The 20,817-nt window shown below is 67.4% G+C and carries 20 protein-coding genes; 11 read left to right on the top strand and 9 right to left on the bottom strand.

All coding sequences use genetic code 11. The features are described from left to right. Positions 1-88: 88 nt before the first annotated feature. From MXA07_RS08195 to MXA07_RS08210, 4 genes are all read left to right on the top strand, one after another. Positions 89-1,588 (top strand): MATE family efflux transporter, encoded by a 1,500-nt coding sequence (locus MXA07_RS08195; RefSeq protein ID WP_247731554.1) that lies wholly within the window; start codon positions 89-91, stop codon positions 1,586-1,588. 257 nt (positions 1,589-1,845) lie between these two features. Further along, on the top strand, positions 1,846-3,153 hold the full coding sequence (locus MXA07_RS08200) for an MFS transporter (protein ID WP_247731555.1): 1,308 nt from the start codon (positions 1,846-1,848) through the stop codon (positions 3,151-3,153). Between the two features lie 129 nt (positions 3,154-3,282). Beyond that, positions 3,283-4,185, top strand: coding sequence for a DUF7351 domain-containing protein (locus MXA07_RS08205; protein WP_247731556.1), 903 nt, complete (start codon positions 3,283-3,285; stop codon positions 4,183-4,185). Positions 4,186-4,236: 51 nt separating this feature from the next. After that, a complete protein-coding gene (locus tag MXA07_RS08210) occupies positions 4,237-4,866 on the top strand; it encodes a cupin domain-containing protein (protein ID WP_247731557.1) in 630 nt (209 codons plus the stop codon). A gap of 37 nt (positions 4,867-4,903) precedes the next feature. Here the strand turns inward: MXA07_RS08210 and gatB are convergent, their stop codons facing one another. After that, a complete protein-coding gene (gene gatB / locus MXA07_RS08215; protein WP_247731558.1) occupies positions 4,904-6,394 on the bottom strand; it encodes an Asp-tRNA(Asn)/Glu-tRNA(Gln) amidotransferase subunit GatB in 1,491 nt (496 codons plus the stop codon). A 222-nt stretch (positions 6,395-6,616) separates the two neighbouring features. Here gatB and MXA07_RS08220 point away from each other — a divergent pair, with 222 nt between their 5' ends. The 4 genes from MXA07_RS08220 to MXA07_RS08235 all read left to right on the top strand — a co-directional run bounded on the left by MXA07_RS08220 (position 6,617) and on the right by MXA07_RS08235 (position 12,409). Then, positions 6,617-6,973, top strand: coding sequence for a DUF7518 family protein (locus tag MXA07_RS08220; RefSeq protein WP_247731559.1), 357 nt, complete (start codon positions 6,617-6,619; stop codon positions 6,971-6,973). Positions 6,974-7,011: 38 nt separating this feature from the next. Then, positions 7,012-10,587: a chromosome segregation protein SMC gene (gene smc / locus MXA07_RS08225; RefSeq protein WP_247731560.1), complete on the top strand. Its 3,576-nt coding sequence runs from the start codon at positions 7,012-7,014 to the stop codon at positions 10,585-10,587. Beyond that, the gene (locus MXA07_RS08230; RefSeq protein ID WP_247731561.1) at positions 10,580-11,848 is read left to right on the top strand and encodes a segregation/condensation protein A; all 1,269 of its coding nucleotides are present in this window, start codon (positions 10,580-10,582) and stop codon (positions 11,846-11,848) included. Before smc ends, MXA07_RS08230 begins: the two co-directional genes overlap by 8 nt. 72 nt (positions 11,849-11,920) lie before the next feature. Then, entirely contained in the window at positions 11,921-12,409 is a 489-nt protein-coding gene (locus tag MXA07_RS08235; RefSeq protein WP_247731562.1) for a DUF8108 domain-containing protein, read from the top strand. Positions 12,410-12,415: 6 nt separating this feature from the next. On the opposite strand, the gene MXA07_RS08240 is transcribed toward MXA07_RS08235, so the two are convergent. Next, entirely contained in the window at positions 12,416-13,111 is a 696-nt protein-coding gene (locus MXA07_RS08240) for a phosphoribosyltransferase (protein WP_247731563.1), read from the bottom strand. Positions 13,112-13,270: 159 nt separating this feature from the next. On the opposite strand from MXA07_RS08240, the gene MXA07_RS08245 reads away from it, so the two are divergent. Beyond that, the gene (locus tag MXA07_RS08245; RefSeq protein WP_247731564.1) at positions 13,271-13,954 is read left to right on the top strand and encodes a VOC family protein; all 684 of its coding nucleotides are present in this window, start codon (positions 13,271-13,273) and stop codon (positions 13,952-13,954) included. A gap of 96 nt (positions 13,955-14,050) precedes the next feature. Here the strand turns inward: MXA07_RS08245 and MXA07_RS08250 are convergent, their stop codons facing one another. From MXA07_RS08250 to pyk, 6 genes are all read right to left on the bottom strand, one after another. Next, positions 14,051-14,350: a DUF5779 family protein gene (locus tag MXA07_RS08250; RefSeq protein WP_247731565.1), complete on the bottom strand. Its 300-nt coding sequence runs from the start codon at positions 14,348-14,350 to the stop codon at positions 14,051-14,053. A gap of 101 nt (positions 14,351-14,451) precedes the next feature. Next, positions 14,452-15,069 carry a winged helix-turn-helix transcriptional regulator gene (locus MXA07_RS08255; protein ID WP_247731566.1) on the bottom strand — a complete coding sequence of 206 codons (618 nt, stop codon included), beginning with the start codon at positions 15,067-15,069 and terminating at the stop codon, positions 14,452-14,454. An 84-nt stretch (positions 15,070-15,153) separates the two neighbouring features. Then, positions 15,154-16,269: an SPFH domain-containing protein gene (locus tag MXA07_RS08260; RefSeq protein ID WP_247731567.1), complete on the bottom strand. Its 1,116-nt coding sequence runs from the start codon at positions 16,267-16,269 to the stop codon at positions 15,154-15,156. Between the two features lie 66 nt (positions 16,270-16,335). After that, a complete protein-coding gene (locus MXA07_RS08265; RefSeq protein ID WP_247731568.1) occupies positions 16,336-16,968 on the bottom strand; it encodes an NfeD family protein in 633 nt (210 codons plus the stop codon). Between the two features lie 64 nt (positions 16,969-17,032). After that, positions 17,033-17,356: a DUF7312 domain-containing protein gene (locus MXA07_RS08270; protein WP_247731569.1), complete on the bottom strand. Its 324-nt coding sequence runs from the start codon at positions 17,354-17,356 to the stop codon at positions 17,033-17,035. A 101-nt stretch (positions 17,357-17,457) separates the two neighbouring features. Then, the gene (gene pyk / locus MXA07_RS08275) at positions 17,458-19,215 is read right to left on the bottom strand and encodes a pyruvate kinase (RefSeq protein ID WP_247731570.1); all 1,758 of its coding nucleotides are present in this window, start codon (positions 19,213-19,215) and stop codon (positions 17,458-17,460) included. A 174-nt stretch (positions 19,216-19,389) separates the two neighbouring features. On the opposite strand from pyk, the gene MXA07_RS08280 reads away from it, so the two are divergent. Further along, complete coding sequence (locus tag MXA07_RS08280) at positions 19,390-19,650, top strand: hypothetical protein (RefSeq protein WP_247731571.1); 261 nt, start codon at positions 19,390-19,392, stop codon at positions 19,648-19,650. A gap of 27 nt (positions 19,651-19,677) precedes the next feature. Here MXA07_RS08280 and MXA07_RS08285 read toward each other — a convergent pair whose 3' ends face one another. Then, a complete protein-coding gene (locus MXA07_RS08285) occupies positions 19,678-20,232 on the bottom strand; it encodes a DUF5806 family protein (protein WP_247731572.1) in 555 nt (184 codons plus the stop codon). Between the two features lie 300 nt (positions 20,233-20,532). Between MXA07_RS08285 and MXA07_RS08290 the strand changes: the two genes are divergently transcribed. Further along, on the top strand, positions 20,533-20,769 hold the full coding sequence (locus tag MXA07_RS08290) for a ribbon-helix-helix domain-containing protein (RefSeq protein WP_247731573.1): 237 nt from the start codon (positions 20,533-20,535) through the stop codon (positions 20,767-20,769). Positions 20,770-20,817: the final 48 nt, after the last annotated feature.

Genomic DNA, 20,817 nt, shown 5'->3' on the forward strand with positions numbered 1-20,817 from the left:
CCCGCTCGGCGACCGGTCGTCCCGGCAAGCCGCTCGCGGATTGCCATCCTTTAACTTGCGACCTCCCGACCGTCCACCCGAGTCTTCCGTGTCGCAGCCAGATCGAAAGGGGATCGACGTGACGACGGGGGCGATCACGCCCAAGCTGTTCGCCCTGTCGTGGCCGCTCGTTCTCGGGAACCTCCTCCAGACGGTCTACAACCTGGCCGATATGTTCTGGGTGGGGATGATTCCCGGCGACCAGGACATCGGCGTCGCGGCGGTCTCGCTCATGTTTCCGCTGTCGTGGATGTTCGTCTCGACGGCGATGGGCCTGACCGCGTCGACGATCGCGCTCGTCTCCCAGTACGTCGGGGCGGACCGGCGTCGGCAGGCGGACCGGGCCGTCGCGCAGTCGATCCTCCTCGCGATCGTCGTCTCGGTCGTCCTCGCGGCCTTCGGCCTCGCGTTCAGGGAACCGATCCTCCGGCTGATGGGCGCTGAAGGGCCCGTATTCACCGCCGCGCTGGTCTACATCGAGGTGATATTTCTCACCCTTCCGCTGACGTTCCTGTTCTTCGTGTTCCGGTCGTCGCTGCAGGGCGCCGGGGATACGCGGACCGCGATGTGGCTCGTTCTCATCTCGGCCGGCCTCAACGTCGTCATCGACCCGCTGTTCATCCTCGGCTGGGGCCCCGTCCCGGCGATGGGGACGCGGGGTGCGGCGATCGCCACCCTCATCTCGCGGGGCGTCGCGACCGTCGCCGGAATTTACATCCTCCTCGAGGGAACCTACGGCGTCAAACTCTACGTGCGCGACTTGCGCCCCGACTGGGCCCTTCTCTACCGGTTGGTCGACGTCGGGTATCCGGCCACGCTCGACGGCTGGGTTCGCAGTTTCGCCGCCGTGGCGATGGCCGGCTTCGTGGCCCGTTTCGGCTACACCGCGACGGCCGCGTACGGCATCGGCATCAGGTTGATGTCCGTCACCTGGTCGGTCTCGGGCGCCGTCGGCCAGGCGACGGCGACCGGGGTCGGCCAGAACCTCGGCGCGAACGCGCCGGACCGGGCCCGGACCGTCGCACGGACGGCCGTGCTCGGAACGATGGGTTTCATCGCCGCCTGCGCCGCACTGGTGTTCGCGTTCCCGTACCAGGCGATGGCCATCTTCGTGGACAATTCCGACACCATCGAAGAGGGTGTACGATTCATGCGCATCGTCTCACCGTTCTGGGCACTCTTCGCGGCCGTGATGGTAATCCAGGGCGCGTTCCGCGGCGCCGGGAGTACCCGCTCGGCGATGATCCTCTCCGTCCTCTCGCGGTGGGTGTTTCGCGTCCCGGTCGCGCTCGCCCTCGCCTTTACCGCGGTGACGATCCCCTACACCGACATCACCGTCCCGACCGTCCCGGGCGTGGATCTCGGCGTCGACGGTATCTGGATCGCGTTCGCGGTCGGGATGGCCGCCTCGTTCGTGGTCGCCGTGCTCTGGCTCCGCTTTGGCAACTGGACCGAAGCCGTCATCGAAGACGAGGGCCCGACCGCAGGCGCCCCCGCCGGGGAAGCGGTCGGCGAAGACGACGACTCGCCGGAGCTCATCGACGACTGATCGGACGATTCACGGCCGACGGCTCGAAGCCGTCGACCGAGTCCCAGCCCACGGTCGTCCGGAGCCGGGGCGGAGTGGCCTGCTGACGGGACTCGATCGAGGGCTGGCGATCGCTGTCGCGGCCGGTGTTCGGGTCTCCGACCGTGGCCCGGCTCTCGCGAGTCAGTCTCCCTACAACAATCGACTGTAGTCCGCGGCGCTACAATAATCAATTTACGGACACGTTGACGGCCCTCGCGGCCGTCCGATCCGATACGATGATCGAGCCGACGGATCGCGAGCCGAACCGGGCCGTGTGGCGGTTCTACGCCTACCGGGTGAGCGTCTCGAACGGCTTCTACCTGCCCGTCAGCGTGGTTTACCTGCAGCAGGTGCGCGGATTCGCTCTCGGCGATATCGGCTTCGTCATGGGCGCCTTTTCCGTGGCGATGGTGCTCGCGGAGATTCCGACGGGGTACGTCGGCGATCGGCTCAGCAGACCGCACTGTCTCCTCCTCGGAAACACGATAATTGCGACGTTCATGGCCGCCTACACGGTCGTCGAGACGCCGCTCGCGTACGCCGCGCTCCACGCGTTCTGGGCCGTCGGCTGGGCGTTTCGTTCGGGCACGGCGGACGCGTGGCTCTACGAACTCCTCGCGAGGGCGGGCGAGGCCGACGAGTTCACTCGCGTTCGGGGGCGCGCGACGACGGTCGAGCTGGGATTCGAAGCGGTTACGGCCGCGGCCGCGGGCCTGCTCGTCACCCTCGGCTGGTCGCTCCCCTTCCTGGCCAACGCGCTCGTCGCGGTGCTCGGAATCCCGCTGTTGCTCACCGCGCCGCGCTCGCGCCAGACGGCAGCCGCGGCAACCGACTCGGACGCGATAGCCGAGCGAGCGACCGACCCGGACGCGACGGATGCGGGAGCCGACGCGCCCGCCACGGAGCCGTTCACCACTCGCGAGGCGCTCCGGTCGCTCCGGGCGCTGATCGTCCGCACCGATATCCGGTGGTTCGTCGCCTACGCGGGCCTGTTCTCGGTGCTGTACCAGGTCGTCCGGGTGTTCGAGCAACCCGGCCTCGAATCGGTCGGGATCCCGGTCGCCGGCTTTGGGCTGCTCTACGCCGCGTTCAAACTCGTCTCCGGGGCCGCGGCGGCGACCGCGGGGTGGATTCGCGATCGACTGGGCGTCCGGCTGACGTACACCCTCCTCGTCCCGATCTACGGCGTCGCGTCTGTCGCCCTTGCGATCACGCCGCTCGCGCTCGTCCCGCTCTTTTTCGCCAATCGCGGCATCAAGGCCGTCATCCGGCCGATACGGAACCAGTACCTGAACGACCGAATCGAGGACGCCGGCCGAGCGACGATCCTCTCGGGGGTGTCGATGATCCTCATGCTTTCCGGTGGCGCGGCGAAACTGCTCGTCGGTGCGCTGGCCGACGCGGTGGGACTGGTCCCCGTGCTGGCCGCCGGCGGCGTCCTCGTCGTCGCCTCGGCCGTCGGCTTGCTCTCCGTCACGTCCCCGTTCGGCGAGTCCGTCTCGGACCGGGTCGAACCGCCCGTCGATCCGGATCCGGGCGACTGATCCCCGCGGTGCCGTCGCCGACCGACCGGCCCGACGGTCGCACCGATCGGACGCAATGTCGGACCCACCGGTACGGGTGAGCCGGAGCGCGCCGCAAGGATTAGGGGTCCGTCTCACAACGCCTCACTCGTGACCCCCGACGACACGTCCGACCCGGACCCGGCTGGTTCGGACCCGTTCGCGCTCGTCGGCAACGAGATCAGGGCGGCCATCGTCCGGGAACTCGGCGGCTCCGACGTGCGCGGCGGGCCACCGGTGGCGTTCTCCGACCTCCGGGACCGAGTCGACGTCGACGTCAGGAGCAGCCAGTTCAACTACCACCTCGGCCAGCTCGTCGGTCACTTCGTCGAGCGAACCGACGCGGGCTATCGCATCCGTCCCGAAGGGCGCGTCCTCTACCAGGCGCTGTCGGCGGGCTCGTTCGATCGCCGGGTCAGCGAGTCGAGAGCGGCCGCGGGCTTCGACTGTCACTACTGCGAAGCGCCCGTCGACGCGGTCGTTCACGAGGGCGAACTTCGGATCCAGTGTCCCGACTGCGACTACCGATACGACGTCACGACCGTTCCGCCGGGGATCGACGCGGCGGCCGACCTCGACCTCGACGGGATCGCCCGCTTTACCCACCAGATCCACCTCGCGTTCGCCCGCGGCGTCTGTCCGACCTGCGGCCGCCAGCCGACCGCGACGGTGCTCGAACCCGAAGAGACGCCGTTTTCCACGGACGACCGCCGGGTCGTCTCCGCCTACCTCCGCTGTCAAAATTGCGACGACGCGCGCTACCTGTCGATCGGCGAGGCCGTCCTGGCCGACGCGACACTGCGCGCGTTCTGTCACGACCACGGCCTCGACGTCCTGACGACCCCGCTCTGGGAACTCGAGTTCGCCGCGACCGACCGCACCGTCACCGTCGAGTCCCGCGACCCGTGGCGACTCTCGCTCGTCGTGGCTCTCGACGACGAGCGACTGAAGCTCGTCGTCGACGGCGACCTAACGGTACTCGATCGCAACCGCGAGCGGATCGAGGATGCGTGACGTCGCGGTCGACCCGGACCGTTTTGGTGGCCCGGGAGTCAATTCGCGTACGTGAAACGCGCCTCGCTCGCGGACGAACGCGAAACTGGACCCGAATCCGCACGCGGAGACGGCTCCAAATCGACTGCGGACTCGTCGACGAAATCGCCGTCCCTCGTTCGCCGGACGCTTTCGACCGCACTCGATACGTCGGACCTCGCGATCAACCACTACCGGATCGATCCCGGCGGTCGCTTCCCGGCCGGGTTGCACGCCCACCGCGATCAGGAGGAATGCTTCGTCGTCCTGTCCGGACGGGCGACGTTCGAGACGCTCGACGGCGCGGTCGTCGTGGGGGCGGACGAGGCGGTTCGCTTCGCCCCGGGCGAGTACCAGGCCGGCCGGAACGACGGCGACGCCCCGCTGTCGGTGCTGGCGCTCGGCGCTCCGCGAGAGACCGTCGACGTTCGCATCCCGATCGCGTGTCCATCCTGTCGCGGCGACGATCTCCGTCTCGATTTCGCGGGGGACTCGCTCGCGTTCGAGTGCACGGAGTGCGGTGGGAACTGGGACCCCGCGGCGTGTCCCACCTGTTCGAGTGAGGACCTGCGCGTCGTCCTCGGCGAGTCGGACGACCCAGTCGTCGCCTGTCAGAACTGCGAGTCGACCTTCGAGCGACCGCCGATCGACGGCGCGTGGTGATCGGATAGGCGGAGTAGGCGAGTGGACGGGGAGGCCCCTATTCTTCGAGCTCCGCTCGCAGGAGCTGATTGACGGTGCCCGGATCGGCGCTGCCGCCCGTCGCCTGCATGACCTGCCCGACGAGGAAGTTGATGGCGCCGTCGTCGCCGTTCTCGTAGTCGGCGACGGCGTCGGGGTTGTCCTCGATGGCGGCCGTCACGGCTTGGGCGACTTCGTCGTCGCTGGTCTTGCCCAGTCCCTCGGCCTCGACGATCGCGTCCGGGCCCGTCCCCTCGTCGAGCATGGCGCGGAGGACGATTTCCTTCGCGTTCTTCGCCGTGATCTCGTCGGTGGCGACGAGTTCGACCAGTCGGGCGATCTCGTCGAGGCGGCCCTCGAGGTCGGTGATTTCCATGTCGCGATAGTTGAGTTCGCCGAGCAGCTCGTCGGCGACCCACGTCGCGGCCAGGTCCGGATCGAACTCGCTCGCCAGGTCCTCGTAGAAGTCCGCGACCTGCTTCGTCGAGGTGAGCTTCGAGGCGGCCTCCTCGTCGAGGTCGTACGCCGCGCGGAAGCGCTCGCGCCGGGCTCGCGGGAGTTCCGGAATCTCGATCTCGTCCCGCCAGTGGGCGACCCGCAGCGGCGGCAGGTCGGCCTCCTCGAAGTAGCGGTAGTCCTTCTCTTCCTCCTTCGAGCGCATCGAGACCGTGATGCCGCGGCTCTCGTCCCAGTGGCGGGTCTCCTGTTCGACCGCGCGGCCGCGCTGGATGGCGTTTCGCTGGCGGGTCTCCTCGTAGGCCAGCGCTTTCTCCGCCGCCTTGTGACTCGAGATGTTCTTGACCTCGGTCCGGTTGGCCGACTCGAGCGTCTCGGCCGTGAGGTCGCCGCCGTCCTCCGCCTCGTCGGCCTCGACGATCGAGAGGTTGGCGTCGACCCGGAGACTGCCGTCTCGCTCGGCGTCGAAGACGCCCAGGTACTCGAGGACTTCCTCCAGTTCCGCGAGGAAGGCGCGCACTTCGGACGGGCTGCGAAAGTCCGGCGCGGTGACGATCTCCATCAGCGGCGTCCCCGCGCGGTTGTAGTCGATCAGGGTGTACTCGGCGGTGTCGATGCCGCCGCCCCCGCCGACGTGCTGGAGGCTCCCGGGATCCTCTTCGAGGTGGGCACGTTCGATCTCGATGGTGCGACGGTCGCCCTCGACGGAGACCTCGAGTTCGCCGGACTGGCAGATGGGCTCGTCGTACTGCGTGATCTGGAAGTTCTTCGGCAGGTCCGGGTAGAAGTAGTTCTTGCGGTGAAACCGCGTCTCCTCGGGAATCGTCGCGTCGATCGCCTTGCCGACCTTCACGGCCGCCTCCACGGCCCCCTCGTTGAGCACCGGCAGCGATCCCGGCAGGCCCAGACAGACGGGGCAGACGTGGTCGTTCGGTTCGTCAGCCGGGTCCGTCGGGCAGCCGCAGAAGATCTTCGTCTCGGTTTCCAGCTGGACGTGGACCTCGAGGCCGATGACCGTCACGAGGTCGCTTCGCTGGACGTGCTGGGCGGTCATTGGGCCCGATTCGAGTTCCCGCGGGTAAAACGTATCGGGACGGCGCGATCGCGGTGTGGTCGGTCCCGTCGCTGCCCTCCGGCGGCGGTCGGTCGCGAGACGGGCCGATCGGGACGTGCTCGGCAATCGGGAGCACCCGAAACGTATCGCTCTCGGACAATTGACGAATTAAATATGTTTGTCTGACGCACGTTTATGTACACGGCGGCGCCCCTAGCGCGTATGCCGAAAAATCGCGTCGACGAACTGGAGTCGACGGTCCGCGAACTGGAGTCGACGATTCAGGGATTGACGGAGGAACTCGTCGAGTCGAAGGAACGAATCAGAGTCCTCGAGGACATGCTCGAAGCCGAGGCGCCGACCCGGGTGCCGGACCGCCGGAGCGAGGGGACGTTCGAAGCCGAGCCCGACGAGGTCGCCGCGGCGGCCGCGGAGGCGGAATCGGCCGACGATCTCGGGCTCGAACCGGACGCGGCCGAGGACGCCCCGGAGACGGAACCGGCTTCGGCGGAACCGACGGACGGCGACACTGACTCAGAACCACAAGAGTCACGTACCGACGACATCATCGTAGCCTAACTGCTCGATTCGACGTCGGCCCCGGAGGCTCCCAGGAAATGCACATCAAAGCCCTCGTTCTGGATAATTTCAAGAGCTTCGGGCGCAAGACCCGAATTCCCTTCTACGAGGACTTCACCGTCGTCACCGGTCCGAACGGCTCTGGCAAGTCGAACATCATCGACGCCGTGCTCTTCGCGCTCGGACTGGCGCGGACGCGGGGCATTCGCGCCGAGAAGCTCACCGACCTGATCTACAACCCCGGATACGAGGACGGCGAGCGCCCGCCGGGCACCCGCGAAGCCGAGGTCGAAGTCATCCTCGACAACGCCGATCGGACCCTCGAGAAATCCCAGGTCGCGACGGCCGCGGGCACCGAGGACGTCGGCGACTGCGACGAGATCCGCATCCGCCGACGGGTCAAACAGACCGAGGACAACTACTACTCCTACTACTATCTCAACGGCCGCTCGGTCAACCTCACCGACATCAAGGACCTGCTCGCCCAGGCCGGCGTCGCCCCGGAGGGGTACAACGTCGTCATGCAGGGCGACGTCACCGAGATCATCAACATGACCCCGCACAGTCGGCGCGAGATCATCGACGAGATCGCCGGCGTCGCGGAGTTCGACGCGAAGAAGGCGGACGCGTTCGAGGAACTCGAGGTCGTCCAGGAGCGCATCGACGAAGCCGACCTCCGCATCGAGGAGAAGCGGACCCGCCTCGACCAGCTCGAAGACGAGCGCCGGATGGCGCTTCGCTACCGTCGCCTCCGGCGCGAAAAGGCCGAGTACGAGGGCTACCTCAAGGCGAGCGAACTCGAGGAGAAACGCGAAGAACTCGAATCGGTCGAGGAACGCATCGACGACCTCGAGGCCGACCTGGAGGAACGCCAGCGCGACCTCGACGAGAAGCAGGGCACCGTCGTTCGCCTGCAGGAGGACCTCGAGGACCTAAACGCCGAGATCGAGCGCAAGGGCGAGGACGAACAGCTACGGATCAAAGCCGAGATCGAGGAGGTCAAAGGCGAGATCGCCCGCCTCGAGGACAAGATCGAGACCTGCCGGGAGCGCATCGAGGAAGCCGAGGCCGACCGGCGCGAGGCGTTCGTCCAGATCGACCGCAAGCAAGAGCGCGTCGAGGAGCTCGAGGACGAGATGCGCGAGTGCAAACTCGAGAAGGCCTCGATCGCCTCCGAGATACAGGAGCGCGAGGCCGAGATCGACGAGCTCGAGACCGAACTCGAGAACGTCGACACCGAGTACGACGAAGTGAAGGCCGACCTCGCCGAGCGCAAGGACGAACTCGAGGTGGCGAAGACGGCGAAGAACGACCTCCAGCGCGAGCAGGATCGCCTGCTCGACGAGGCGCGACGGCGATCGAACGAGATCTCGGAGCTCGAGTCCTCGATCGAGGAGACCCGTGAACTCCTGCCGGAACTCGACGAAGAGCGCTCGGAACTCGAACGGGAACTGTCGAAGGCCGAGGCGAACAAGGAGAACATCGCCGAGGTCGTCCAGGACCTGAAACGCGAGCGCTTCCAGCTCCAGGACGACCTGGACGAACTCGAGGACGAACTCCAGGCGAAACAGCAGGAGTACGCCGAACTCGAGGCGAAGGCGGGCGAGAGCGGCGACTCCTCGTTCGGGCGCGCGGTGACGACCATCCTGAACGCCGGCTTCGAGGGCGTCCACGGCGCGGTCGCGCAGCTGGGAAGCGTCGCGGGCGAGCACGCCGTCGCCTGCGAGACGGCCGCCGGCGGCCGGCTGGCGAACGTCGTCGTCGACGACGACGGCGTCGGCCAGCACTGCATCGAGCACCTCAAGTCGAAGAACGCCGGGCGGGCGACGTTCCTCCCGATGACCGAGATGCACACGCGAAGCCTGCCCTCGGCCCCGGCAGACCCCGGCGTGGTCGACTTCGCGTACAATCTGGTCGACTTCGACGACCAGTACGCGGGGGTTTTCTCGTACGTCCTCGGCGACACGCTCGTCGTCGAGGACATCGAGACGGCCCGGTCCTACATGGGCGACTTCCGGATGGTGACCGTCGACGGCGACCTCGTCGAGAAGAGCGGGGCGATGACCGGCGGCTCGCGCAAGGGATCGCGCTACTCGTTCTCGACGGACGGTCGCGGCACACTCGAACGCGTCGCGACCCAGATCACGGAGCTGCAGGACCAGCGCGAGGACCTGCGCGAGGAGCTTCGCGACGTCGAATCGAGACTCGACGACGCGCGGGACCGACAGACCGACGCGGCGGACGAGGTTCGGTCCATCGAGAACGAGATCGAGAAGCTCGACGACCAGCGCGAGCGACTCGAGGCGGAGATCGAGTCCGACGAGTCTGAACTCGAAGAGCTCGAGGACGAGCGCGAATCCGTCGACGAGGAGATGACCGAAATCTCCGGGAAGATCGAGGCAAAACAGGCCGATATCGAGTCGATCGAGGCGGCGATCGAGGAACTCGAGACCGAGCTGGCCGACTCGAAGATTCCGGAACTCACGGCCCAGATCGAGGAGCTCGAGGACGAGATCGACGAGCGCGAGGATCGCGTCGAGGCGCTCAACTCCGAGCTCAACGAGTACGAACTCGAGAAGAACTACGCCGAGGAGGCGATCGAGGACCTCCACGACGAGATCGAGACCGCCCAGAACCAGAAGGCGGAGTACGAAGGGCGCATCGAAACCTACGAGGCCGAGATCGAGAGTCAGGAGGGCGCCCTCGACGAAAAGCGCGAGGCGGTCGAACAGCTCGAATCCGAACTCGCCGAACTCAAAGACGAGCGCTCCGATCTCAAGGACGATCTCGCCGACGCCCGGCTGGCTCGCGACGAGGCCCAGGAGGCCGTCGACGAGACCGAGTCCGACCTCGCCGCGGCGCGGGACCGCGAGGAGGCCCTGACGTGGGAGATCGACTCGCTCGAGGACGAGGTCGGCGACTACGACCCCGAGGACGTCCCGGACCACGACACCGTCGTCGAGATGATCGACCTCCTCGAGGCCGACATGGAGGCGCTCGAACCGGTGAACATGCTCGCGATCGACGAGTACGACGAGGTTCGATCCGCCCTCGACGAACTGGAGGAAAACCGGGAGACCCTCGTCGAGGAGGCCGAGGGCATTCGCGATCGGATCGAGCGCTACGAGCGCCAGAAGAAGGACACCTTCATGGACGCCTACGAATCGATCAACGGCCACTTCACCGACATCTTCGAGCAGCTCTCGGAGGGGACGGGCTCGCTCCACCTCGAGGACGATGAGGACCCGTTCGACGGCGGGCTGACCATGAAGGCCCAGCCCGGCGACAAGCCGATCCAGCGCCTCGACGCGATGTCCGGCGGCGAGAAGTCCCTGACGGCGCTGGCGTTCATCTTCGCCATTCAGCGGCACAACCCGGCGCCGTTCTACGCGCTCGACGAGATCGACGCCTTCCTCGACGCGGTCAACGCCGAACGCGTCGGCCGGATGGTCGACGAGCTGGCCGGCGACGCGCAGTTCGTCGTCGTCTCGCACCGCCAGGCCATGCTCGATCGCTCCGAGCGAGCCATCGGGGTGACGATGCAACAGGACAACGTGAGCGCGGTGACCGGGATCGACCTGAGCGGCGGGGAGGAGGTCGTTGCTGATGACTAGCGAGGAATCCGAGGAGGCGAAGGCGACGACGGATTCCTCGGAAACGCGAACGGGGAACGAAGTGACCCGTGAGCGAAGGGAGGGCTCCGAGGAGGCGAAGGCGACGACGGATTCCTCGGAAACGCGAACGGGGAACGAAGTGACCCGTGAGCGAAGGGAGGGCTCCGAGGAGGCGAAGGCGACGACGGAACCCTCCGAACACTCGAGCGGGGAGCGAAGCGACCCGCGAGAGAGCGTGGACGGCGAGTTCGAGCGATCCTCGGAACCATCCGACGAGGCCGCCGAGGACGACATTCCCCTATCGATCGCCGGGCACGAGGATCGCGAGCCACCGGGCGGAGACGACGCGGAATCGGTCTCGTTCGGCGACGCGGACGAGGAGTCGGACGCCGATGCACCCGACGACGCGGATCCGTACCCCGACCAGGTCGACGCGCTCGCCGCCGATGAGGACGATGAGGACGTCCAGCCGGTCGAGTTGCTCGTTCAGCTGGCCAAGAACGGCGAGATCGACCCGTGGGATATCGACATCGTGCACGTGACGGACGCGTTTCTCGACGCGCTCGACGAGGCCGATCTGCGAACCTCGGGTCGGGCGCTGTTCTACGCGAGCGTCCTCCTGCGGATGAAGAGTGACGTGCTGTTCACGCCGGACGAGCCCGACGAGGAGGAGTTGCCGCCGTGGGAGGCGCCGTTCGCCGAGGAGGGGCCGGCCCCGGAGGAAGCGGAGGGGCCGGACGGGTTCGATCCGGTCGAGCGGCTCGAAGCGGAGATGGATCGCCGGCTGGAGCGCCAGCACGCACGCGGCAAGCCGGAGACGCTGGACGAGCTGGTTCGGGAACTGCGCGACGCCGAGCGGGGGTCGTGGTGGAAGCGCTCGCGCGAGTACGACACGTCGAACTCGCCGAGCGGGTTCAACCGCGGCGTGCAGGAACTCAGCTACCACTCGGGCGACGCCTTTCGCGGCGTCGACGAGCCGACGGCCGACGACGTCACGCACACCCAGCACGACGAGGATATCGAGGACGTCATCGACGCCGTCGAGGCGGCGCTCGAACCGCACTACGAGGGCGGCCGCGAGGAGGTCCTGTTCGTCGAGATCGAGGCGTCGGGCGGCTCGCGGGTGATGACCTACCTGGCGCTGCTGTTTCTCGCCCACCGCGGTCGGGTGCGACTCGAACAGGACGAACTGTTCGGCGACCTCTGGGTCCAGCAGGTGACGGTCGAGGCCGAGGCGACCGGCGAAGCGGTGGCGGACTGACTCGCCCCATCCGTCCACTGCGACGGAGGGTGAACGAAATTCCTATGTGGTCAGTTCACCTACCAGTTACTGATGTCCAGACCCGAGGACGCCCTGTATCGCCTCCGCGTCGTCACGTTCGCCCTGCTCCGATTGCTCCTGTTCGGCGCGGTTCTGCTCGGCTTACTGGTGGGGCCGCTACTCCTCCTTGATTCGGGGGTCGGACTCGCCATCGGGATGGCGCTGTTCACCGTGGCCCTCTTCGCCGTCACCACGGCCCGGCCACTCCCGCTCTACGCCCCGGATGCCTTCGGCGTGCACCACCGCGTCGACGAGGACACGTTCGACGGGTCGCGAAAGCGCTGTACCGAGTGCGGCCGATCGACCACGCAGGGCCTGCGTCGGCGATACGCGCGCCAGTTCGTCTGCTTCGGCGTCCCGCTGCACACCCTCGGGTGGGGAGTCAACGAGTACTGTCTGGACTGCGCCGAACCGGGCGGGTCGGCCGTCCGCCGCGAGGCCGACGCGACCGCCCGTACGGACGACGCGGTCGATCGCGAACTCGAACGGGCGTTCGAGTGACGGGGACTAGGCGGCCAGACGCCACTCCCCGTCGCCGACGGCTTCGACGACCTCGCGGCGTTCCATCTCCGAGAGCACCTCCGGGAGGCGGTCGGGCTGGGCGATCTCCATCTCGATGCGCTGGATGTCGTGGACGCTCGCGAGGAAGTGTCGGATCTCGTCCGCGGTGAACGTCTCCTGGTCGGCCCCGTCCATCACGCCCGAAATCAGGTCGATCATGTCCTCGATGAAGTTCCACGGGTAGACGATCCAGGCCCACTCCTCGAGTCGTTCGCCCACGTAGTGGGGTTCGAACTCGCTCGTCCCGAGCAGCTGGAGGGTCGCGGTGCGGACGGTCCCCGCGTCGCGGTCGGTGACGTACTCGTGGGCGCGTTCGATCGAGCCGCCGGTGTCGGCGATGTCGTCGACGATGAGGACGTCCTTGTCCGAGACGCTGCCCTCCGGCATGGGATACCTGACGGTGGGTTCGTCGGCCTTCTCCGCCGCGCCGACGTAGTGTTCCATCTTCAGGCTCGTCAGGTCGTCGAGCCCCAGGAAGTCACAGCAGCAGCGTCCGGCGAACCAGCCTCCGCGAGCGAGCGCGACGATGACGTCCGGCTCGAACGCGTCGCGTCTGACCTGTTCGCTCACCTCCCGACAGAGGCTGTAGATGTACTCCCAGTTGGTGATGGTACAGCTGAAGTCCTCCGGTAACTCGGACATCGTGTGCTCGCGAGACACCACGGAGCACCGCCGGTTAAGTGGTGCGTTGTTCGGTTCCATCAGCCCGGTCCACTCGAATCGAGACCCGGTCCACACGAGCCAGGCTGCACTCGCACGCGCGCCAGTACCGATTTAGCTGCGCCGGATGTAGGTGGCGCCATGCTCTCCGGACTCGACTGGCTCGCCCTCGAAGTGAAGTACCTCGACCCGGCGCGATCGTTCTACGAGGAGACGCTCTCGCTCTCGGTGCGGTCGGAATCGGCCGACGAAGTTCGCTACGCCGCCGGTCCGTCGGACCTCGTTCTCAGGCGACCGTCCGGGATTCCGCGCGGGGGTCTCCACACCCACTACGCCTGTTCGATCCCGCGAGCCGCGTACGACGACTGGTGGGACCGGCTCGCGGCCGAGTACGACCTCGAGGAGACGACGTTCGGCGACGCGCGATCGCTCTACCTGTACGATCCGGACGGCAACTGCGTCGAACTCGGCCAGCGCGACGTCGCGGGGCCGGGGATCGACGGCATCTTCGAAGTGGCCCTGGAGGTGGCCTCGCTCGAGGACGCCGAGTCGTTCTACGAGTCCCTCGGCTTCGAGACGGTGGATCGAGGGGGGAACCGCCGTCGCGTTCGAATGGCCGGGCCGATGGCGCTCGAACTCTGGGAACCCCAGCTCGGAATCGCGGACGCCCGAGGCGGCGTCCACGTCGATCTGGGGTTCTCCGCAGCCGACCCGCGGGCTGCGGTCGACGCCGTGGCTGAACGGGCGTGTCGATGCGAGCAGACCCAAAACGGCTGGATCGTCGTCGACCCGGACGGCCACCACCTGACGATTCGGCCAGACTGAGGCCGAGACCGGAGTCCGCGACGGCCGGGCCGTCGTCTCCGAATCGGACCGACGGCCGACTTCTCGGGTCGCCGTCGAATCGGCGACCGACTATCGTCACTCCCCCAATCGGCTGTTGTCCACTTCGACGTCCGGCGGCGTGACGATCAGAAACCCGCGGAAGTGAACCAGGTTGCCGCCGAGCTCCGAAATTTCGCGAGCGAAGTCCGCGGCCAGTTCGTTGACGTCGCCCTCGACGTTCAGGACGAGGACGTTCCCGTCGGCGACGGTCTCGACGCGCTCCTCGCCCGGCGTCGACCCGTCGAGGACGTCGAGGACGATGCTCCCGTCGACGGCATCCTCCGACGCCTCGATGTGTTCTTCCATCGCCCGGAGATCCAAGTCGAAGTCGCTCATGGTCGCGAGATTGGCGGCGGCCGGCAAAAGCGTTCCCCACGGCTGACCGGGGTTGTAACCGATCGACGGGGATGTCGAACCCGACCCGCACCGACGCGGATCTACCCCGTGTAGGAGACGAGCGCGTCCGCGTCGCTGGCCAGGGAGACGGCGTCCGGGCCGAACGAGTCGGCGTGCCTGGTGAGGAGGACGAGCAGCGATTCCGGGCGGACCAGGCTGTAGCCGTCGGATCGGTCGAGGAGCCCCTGCGATTCGAGCTCGGCCGCGTACTTGCTCACCGTCGGCGCGGAGACCTCGAGGGCATCCGCGAGTTCGCTCGCGGCGGCGTCCGGCTCCCGGAGGAGGTGAATGATCATCCCGCGCGGGGTCTCGCGTCGCAGGTAGCCCAGCGCGCAGCGCTCGAACGCGTCGAATCGACCGGCCGGGACGAAGCGACTGTAATCGCCGTCCGCGAAGCGCTCGACGCGGCCGGCCTCCTCGAGCGTTCGAAGGTGGTGTTGGGTCTCGCCCGTCCCGAGCTGGAGGTCGTCGCGGATCTTCGAGAAGTGCGCGCCGGGCGTAGTCGCGAGGTAGCCCGCGATGGCGTCGCGGGCCTCGCTCTCGCCCGTCTCACCGGCGGCCGATCCGGCCGCACCGACGAGGGGCGCGCCGGCGCCGACGGTCGCAAAGCGCCGCAGCGTCGCCCGCTTGTCCTCGTCGACGCGGTCCTTCCCGGTCATCTGGCTCTACAGTACGCACACGGTCGAGGGTAAAACACGTTTCGTTCGATTTCGATTCGTCGAATGTAACCTCCGTCGAACTGACTAGTCGTCCTCTCCCTTCGCGTCACCGCCGAACTCCTGGTCCATCTCCTCGATGACCGCGTCGGGATCGGTGATGTTCGCCGCGTCCTTGCCCTCCTTGATCGCCTGGGCCTGCTGTTCCATCGCCTCGATGTCCATATCGGCCTCCTCGTCGATCTCGCCGATGATCTCGGCGATGTCGTCGAGGCCGATCAGCTCGCGGGTCTCCTCGTCGAAGTCGAGGCTCTCGAGCGTGCCGTCGCCCTCGGCGACGTCGCTGCCGGTGAGGTGCTTGCCGTAGCGTCCGACCAGCGAGGAGAGTTCCTGCGGGAGGACGAACGTCGTCGACTCGCCCTGGCCGATCTCGGAAAGCGTCTCCATCCCCTTGTCGACGATGGCCCGCTCGCCCATGGACTCGGCGGATTTGGCCCGGAGGACGGTCGAGATGGAGTCACCCTGCGCTTCGAGGATCTGACTCTGCTTCTCACCCTGCGCGCGGATGATCTGGCTCTGCTTGTCACCCTCCGCCTTCTCGACGGCGCTGCGACGTTCTCCCTGGGCTTCGAGGATCATCGCGCGGCGTTTGCGCTCCGCGGAGGTCTGTTGCTCCATCGCCTGCTGGACGTCCTTGGAGGGGTTGACCTCGCGGACCTCGACGCTCTCGACGCGGATCCCCCACTCGTCGGTGGGCTCGTCGAGTTCTTCGCGAATGTGGGCGTTGATCTCCTGGCGCTTGTTGAGGGTGTCGTCGAGTTCCATGTCGCCGAGGACGGCCCGAAGCGTCGTCTGGGCGAGGTTCGAGACGGCCTTCTTGTAGTCGTCGACCTCCAGAAACGCCTTCTTTGCGTCCATGACCTTGATGTAGACGACGGCGTCGGCCGTCACCGGCGAGTTGTCGCGGGTGATGGCCTCCTGGCGGGGGACGTCGAGCGTCTGTGTGCGCATGTCGAACTTGTACGTTCGCGAGACGAACGGCGGGATGATGTTGATCCCGGGTTCGAGGAGTTTCCGGTACTCCCCGAAGACGGTCAGGGCGCGCTTTTCGTACGCGTTGACGATCTCGACGGCGCTCAGAAGCGTCGCGATGACGACGACGAAGACGAGCGCGCTGATGACGAGGATGGATGTCGTTGCCATACCCGATACTTGCGCGGATGTATTCAAAAGTGTTGTCGTTCAAGAATGTGAACGAACGGGCGATTCTCAGCCGGAGCGCTCGGACTCGAGTTCGGAATCCGACGCCCGCTCGGCCTCGCCAGTGGCGTCCCGCTCGCCCTCGACCGACCCGCCGTAGTCGTCGTTCTTCGACTCCTCGTCTCCGTCGCTCGCGGACTCGCGGGCGAGCGCGCGGTCGATCCCGTCCGACTCGATGCTATCGAGCGCTTCCACTTTGAGGACGTTGCCGCCGCCCGGGTCGAGGACGATGACCTCGGTGCCCTCCTCGATCGTACCGTCGGTCGTCCGGGCCGTGTAGTACGGCGAGAACCCGCCGCGTTCGAGTTTCACCTCGCCGGAGCGCGGCGTGACGGTCTCGGTGACGTAGCCGGTCGCACCGGCGAGGGAACTCGAACTGCTGGTCTGGGCCGTCCCCTTCCCGCCGTAGAAGTCGAACTCCCGGTAGGTCCAGGTCGCCGCCGCGCCGATGGCGAGCGTCAGGACGGCAAGCACCAGGATGTTGAGGCCGCCGGGGACGAGTACGCCAACCAGCCCCGCGCCCGCGAGGGCGACCCCGATGACGATCAGATACGCCCCCGGCGATACCGCCTCGATCGCCATCAACACGAGCCCCGCAGCGAGCAGGGCGTAGGCCGCATTCGAGACCAGCAGATCGATCATGGGCGGGGGTAGGGGACGGCCCCGATTAAACCTTTAGTGTGCGTCATTTTCGAACGGTTCGATCTCAGAGTCCCAGTCCGGTCGCCCGGAGCAACACCAGCACGGTCGTCAGCGCTCCCAGGACGACGAACGCCGCGTGTTCGCGGTCGATGCGACCGGCCACCACGGGGGTCGATCCCGACTCCGGAATCGGCTCCGAATCCTCGCCCTCGTCGGCTGCCGTCGGTTCCGCGCCGCCCGCGTCACCGTCGGGGCCCTCGTTCGTCCCCGCGTCCGCCCACGTATTTGGATTGGGGATGGACGGCTGTGTTCTGTGGTCGGCGTCTCCCGCCGTCGCGGGCTCGGTGTGTCCCTCCGAGTCGTCCTCGGGGTCCGCGTCGCGAGTCATGGACGAACGTACTCGACGCGCGGTGAAAAAGTCGCGGGCTCAGATGCAGTCGCCCGATTGCGCGCCGAATCACGCCGTCGCGACGATCCGCCGGTCCGCGCTCACGCCGTTTGGTCGCGGGGGGCGAGTTCGCCGTCGTAGACGACGCCGCGGTCGCCGTCGATGGTGACTACTCGACCCGCCGCCAGGTCAGTGCAGTCGGCCCCGCTGAGCATCGGAATGCCGACTTCCCGCGCCACCAGCGCCGCGTAGCCCGTCATCCCGGGTCGGGCGTCGAGGATGCCCGAGAGCCGCGAGACGTCGCCGTCGAATTCGCCGTCGAACTCGGCGTCGAGCGCGAGGATCGCCCCCTCGGGGAGGTCGGTGAGGGCTCCGTCGGAAGCGTGCGCGATCGGCCCGCTCGCTCGTCCCTCGACGACGACGCGGCCGGTTTCGAGCGTGTCGGCGGCGACGTGGACCTTGAGCATGTTCGTCGTGTTCGCCCCCTCGAGTTCGGTCATCATCCCGCAGAGGACGACGACCGTCTCGCCGCTCTCGGCGACGCCGGCGTCGATGGCCGACTGGACGGCGCGCTCGATGACGGCGTCCGCGCTCTGATCCGAGATGGGGGCGTAGACCGGCGTGACGCCCCAGCTCAACGCCAGCTGGCGTCGGACACCGTCGTGTGGCGTCGAGGCGATGATCGGAATGGACGGGCGGTAGGTCGCCGCCTTGCGCGCCGTGTAGCCCGATTCGGTCGCCGCGACGATGGCGTCGGCGCCGACGTCCCGGGCCAGGTACCGCGCGGCCCGCGCGAGGGCGTCGGTCTTCGAGCCGCCGGATTTCGGCACGCGCCCTTCGAGTACGTCCCCGTACTCGGACGACGACTCGACCTCGCGGACGATCCGATCCATCGTCTCGACGACGCGGACGGGGTCGTCGCCGACGGCGGTCTCGGCGGAGAGCATCACCGCGTCGGTGCCGTCGAGCACCGCGTTCGCCACGTCCGACGCCTCGGCTCGCGTCGGTCGCGGCGCGTGGACCATCGAGTCGAGCATCTCCGTCGCCGTGATGACCGGCACGCCGGCCTCGTGGGCCCGGCGGACGATCCGCTTCTGGATCATCGGCACCTCCTCCATCGGCAGCTCGACGCCGAGGTCCCCGCGGGCGACCATGATACCCTCCGAGGCGTCGATCATCGAGTCGAGATTCGAGACCGCCTCGGCGCGCTCGATCTTCGAGACGATCGGGACGTCGGCGCCGAGACTTTCCAGGAACTCGTTCACCTCGTAGACGTCGTCGGCGCTCCCGACGAAGCTCGCCGCGACGAAGTCGACCGATTTCTCGGCCGCCAGTTCGAGCTCGCGTCTGTCCGCGTCGGTGACCGTCTCCAGATCCAGTTCGACGCCGGGGACGTTCACCCCCTTCCGACTTCCGAGTTCGCCTCCGCTGTCGACCCGCGCGTGGACCGCTTCGTCGGTTACTTCCGTCACCGTCAGTTCGATCAGGCCGTCGTCGAGGAGGATCCGATCGCCCGTCGTGACGCCGACGATCGGGTCCGAGAGACCGATCTCCGCCGGCGTCGCGGCCTCGCCCTCGACGAGCGCGATCGTCTCGCCGTCGCGCAGCGTCACTGCCTCGTCGTCCTCGAGCGGCGCCGTTCGGATCTCTGGCCCCTGGAGGTCGAGCATGACGGCCAGCGGGCTAGTGGTCTCCTCGTCGACGGTCCGAACCCGGTCGACGAGTGTCGCCCGATCCGCCGTCTCGCCGTGGCTGGCGTTCAACCGGGCGACGGACATGCCTGCGTCCGCCAGCCGGTGGATCGTCTCGACGTCGCTCGAGGCCGGTCCGAGCGTGCAGACGATCTTCGCGTTTCTCATGTCCCCGCCTACGAGCGAACTCCGGAAAAACCTACCCAGTGCTGCTCGACGCGTCCCTCGGACGCGGGTTAGCGTCGGCGGCCACTGTCAGCGGCGGTCGCCGCCGGTCGCGGCTGACCGGGCTTGCGCTTTCCGCCCCCGCGGCTTATCCTCGTCGGCGGTGGACGACCGCGTATGCCGAGCGCATCGAAGGTCGAGACGGAGGACGAGTACATCCACGTTCGATTTCGCGATCCGGACCGGTTCGACGAGATCCGCACGCCCGACTGGGCGGAGAACCCGGCCCGCTCCGTCTCCGAGGGGAGCGAAGTCCGGATGGGTCAGGAGGAAGGAAGCGACGACTGGAAGGTCGAATCCGTCCTCATCAAGAAGAACGTCGGCGAGGACGAGGCCGAAGCGCAGGCCTCGGAGATCGTCGACAAGATCGAGTCCTGACGGCCGAACGCGACCGAAGCCGCGGGCTCAGTCCGATTCGATCGCGTCCTCGTCGAGTTCGTGTCCGCAGTTGGGACAGCGGTCGTAGCGGAGGTCCCGGCTCGCGCGGTGGACCGATTCCATGGCGGAACGGACCTGCGCTTCGGATCGCGATTCGTCGGCGTGCGAGCGCCGGAGCCCCTCCACCTCGATCAGGAACCGGGCGACCTCCGTCGCCTCGTAGAGCACGTCGTCGAGCTCGTCGGCCGTGAAGAAGTCGGCGAACGCGCCGTAGCAAAACGTGGCTCCCGCGGTGCGAACCTTCTCCTCGAACGAGCGACGCGCCTGGTAGACGGCCTGGCGGCTGTAGGGCTCGTGCACGAAGGGGACGAGATCCGGCAGCTCCTCGCCGACGGTCGTCATCTCGACGCCGGTCTTCGTCCGGAAGTCGGCGCAGAGTCGGGCGATCGCCCACTCGCGCGCGGTGAACGCGACGCGGTCGCGAAGGAAGTCGTCGACGCGATCGCGGGCGGCGCCTTCGAGCGATTCGAACCGGTCGGGTGTCGTGTCCCCGTCGGGGGACGAATGGGTGTTCTCGGGCATGGTGTGTTGCGGCGGTTGCCCGCAACTGTCCACGGGGCTGGACGGTGAAAACGCTGTCTCCGGGCCGCTTCCCCTAGTTTTCGTGAGATTCAGGAGATCCCGATCGTCGGAAGAGACGGTCGGGAGCGCCGACGCGAATTTTCACTTTCACCCCGCTACGCGAGGCCTTTTTTCCGCCGAACCCCCTCTCGTAGACGTGGGAATTCGACCGACAGTCGCCGGTCGGCGACCATCGAGACGAGTCGCCAGCGCGTCGACGGGACGCGAGTCGCCAGGTATCTCGGGCCCGCGGAGGAACCCATGACGGAACGGAGCAATTCGTCACCGGATCGAGCGGCCGATGGGCGCCGTTCTCGCCTCGAACCGCGCCAGATATCCGATCGCGTCACGGTCAGGACGACCGACGAGCAACTGGAAGCGATCGAGTCGCTCGTCTCGGCCGACGTCTATCCGAACCGGAGCGAAGCCATCAGGGCGGGGATCGAAGCCGTGATCGAACGGCACGATCCGGACGACTCCACCGATGACGGGGGGTGAGGCGAGCCGAACGCGATGGGAGCCGACCGCGAAATTAAAGTGACGTTG

This window comes from Halovivax limisalsi (assembly GCF_023093535.1).
GTDB classification, from domain to species: Archaea; Halobacteriota; Halobacteria; order Halobacteriales; family Natrialbaceae; genus Halovivax; species Halovivax limisalsi.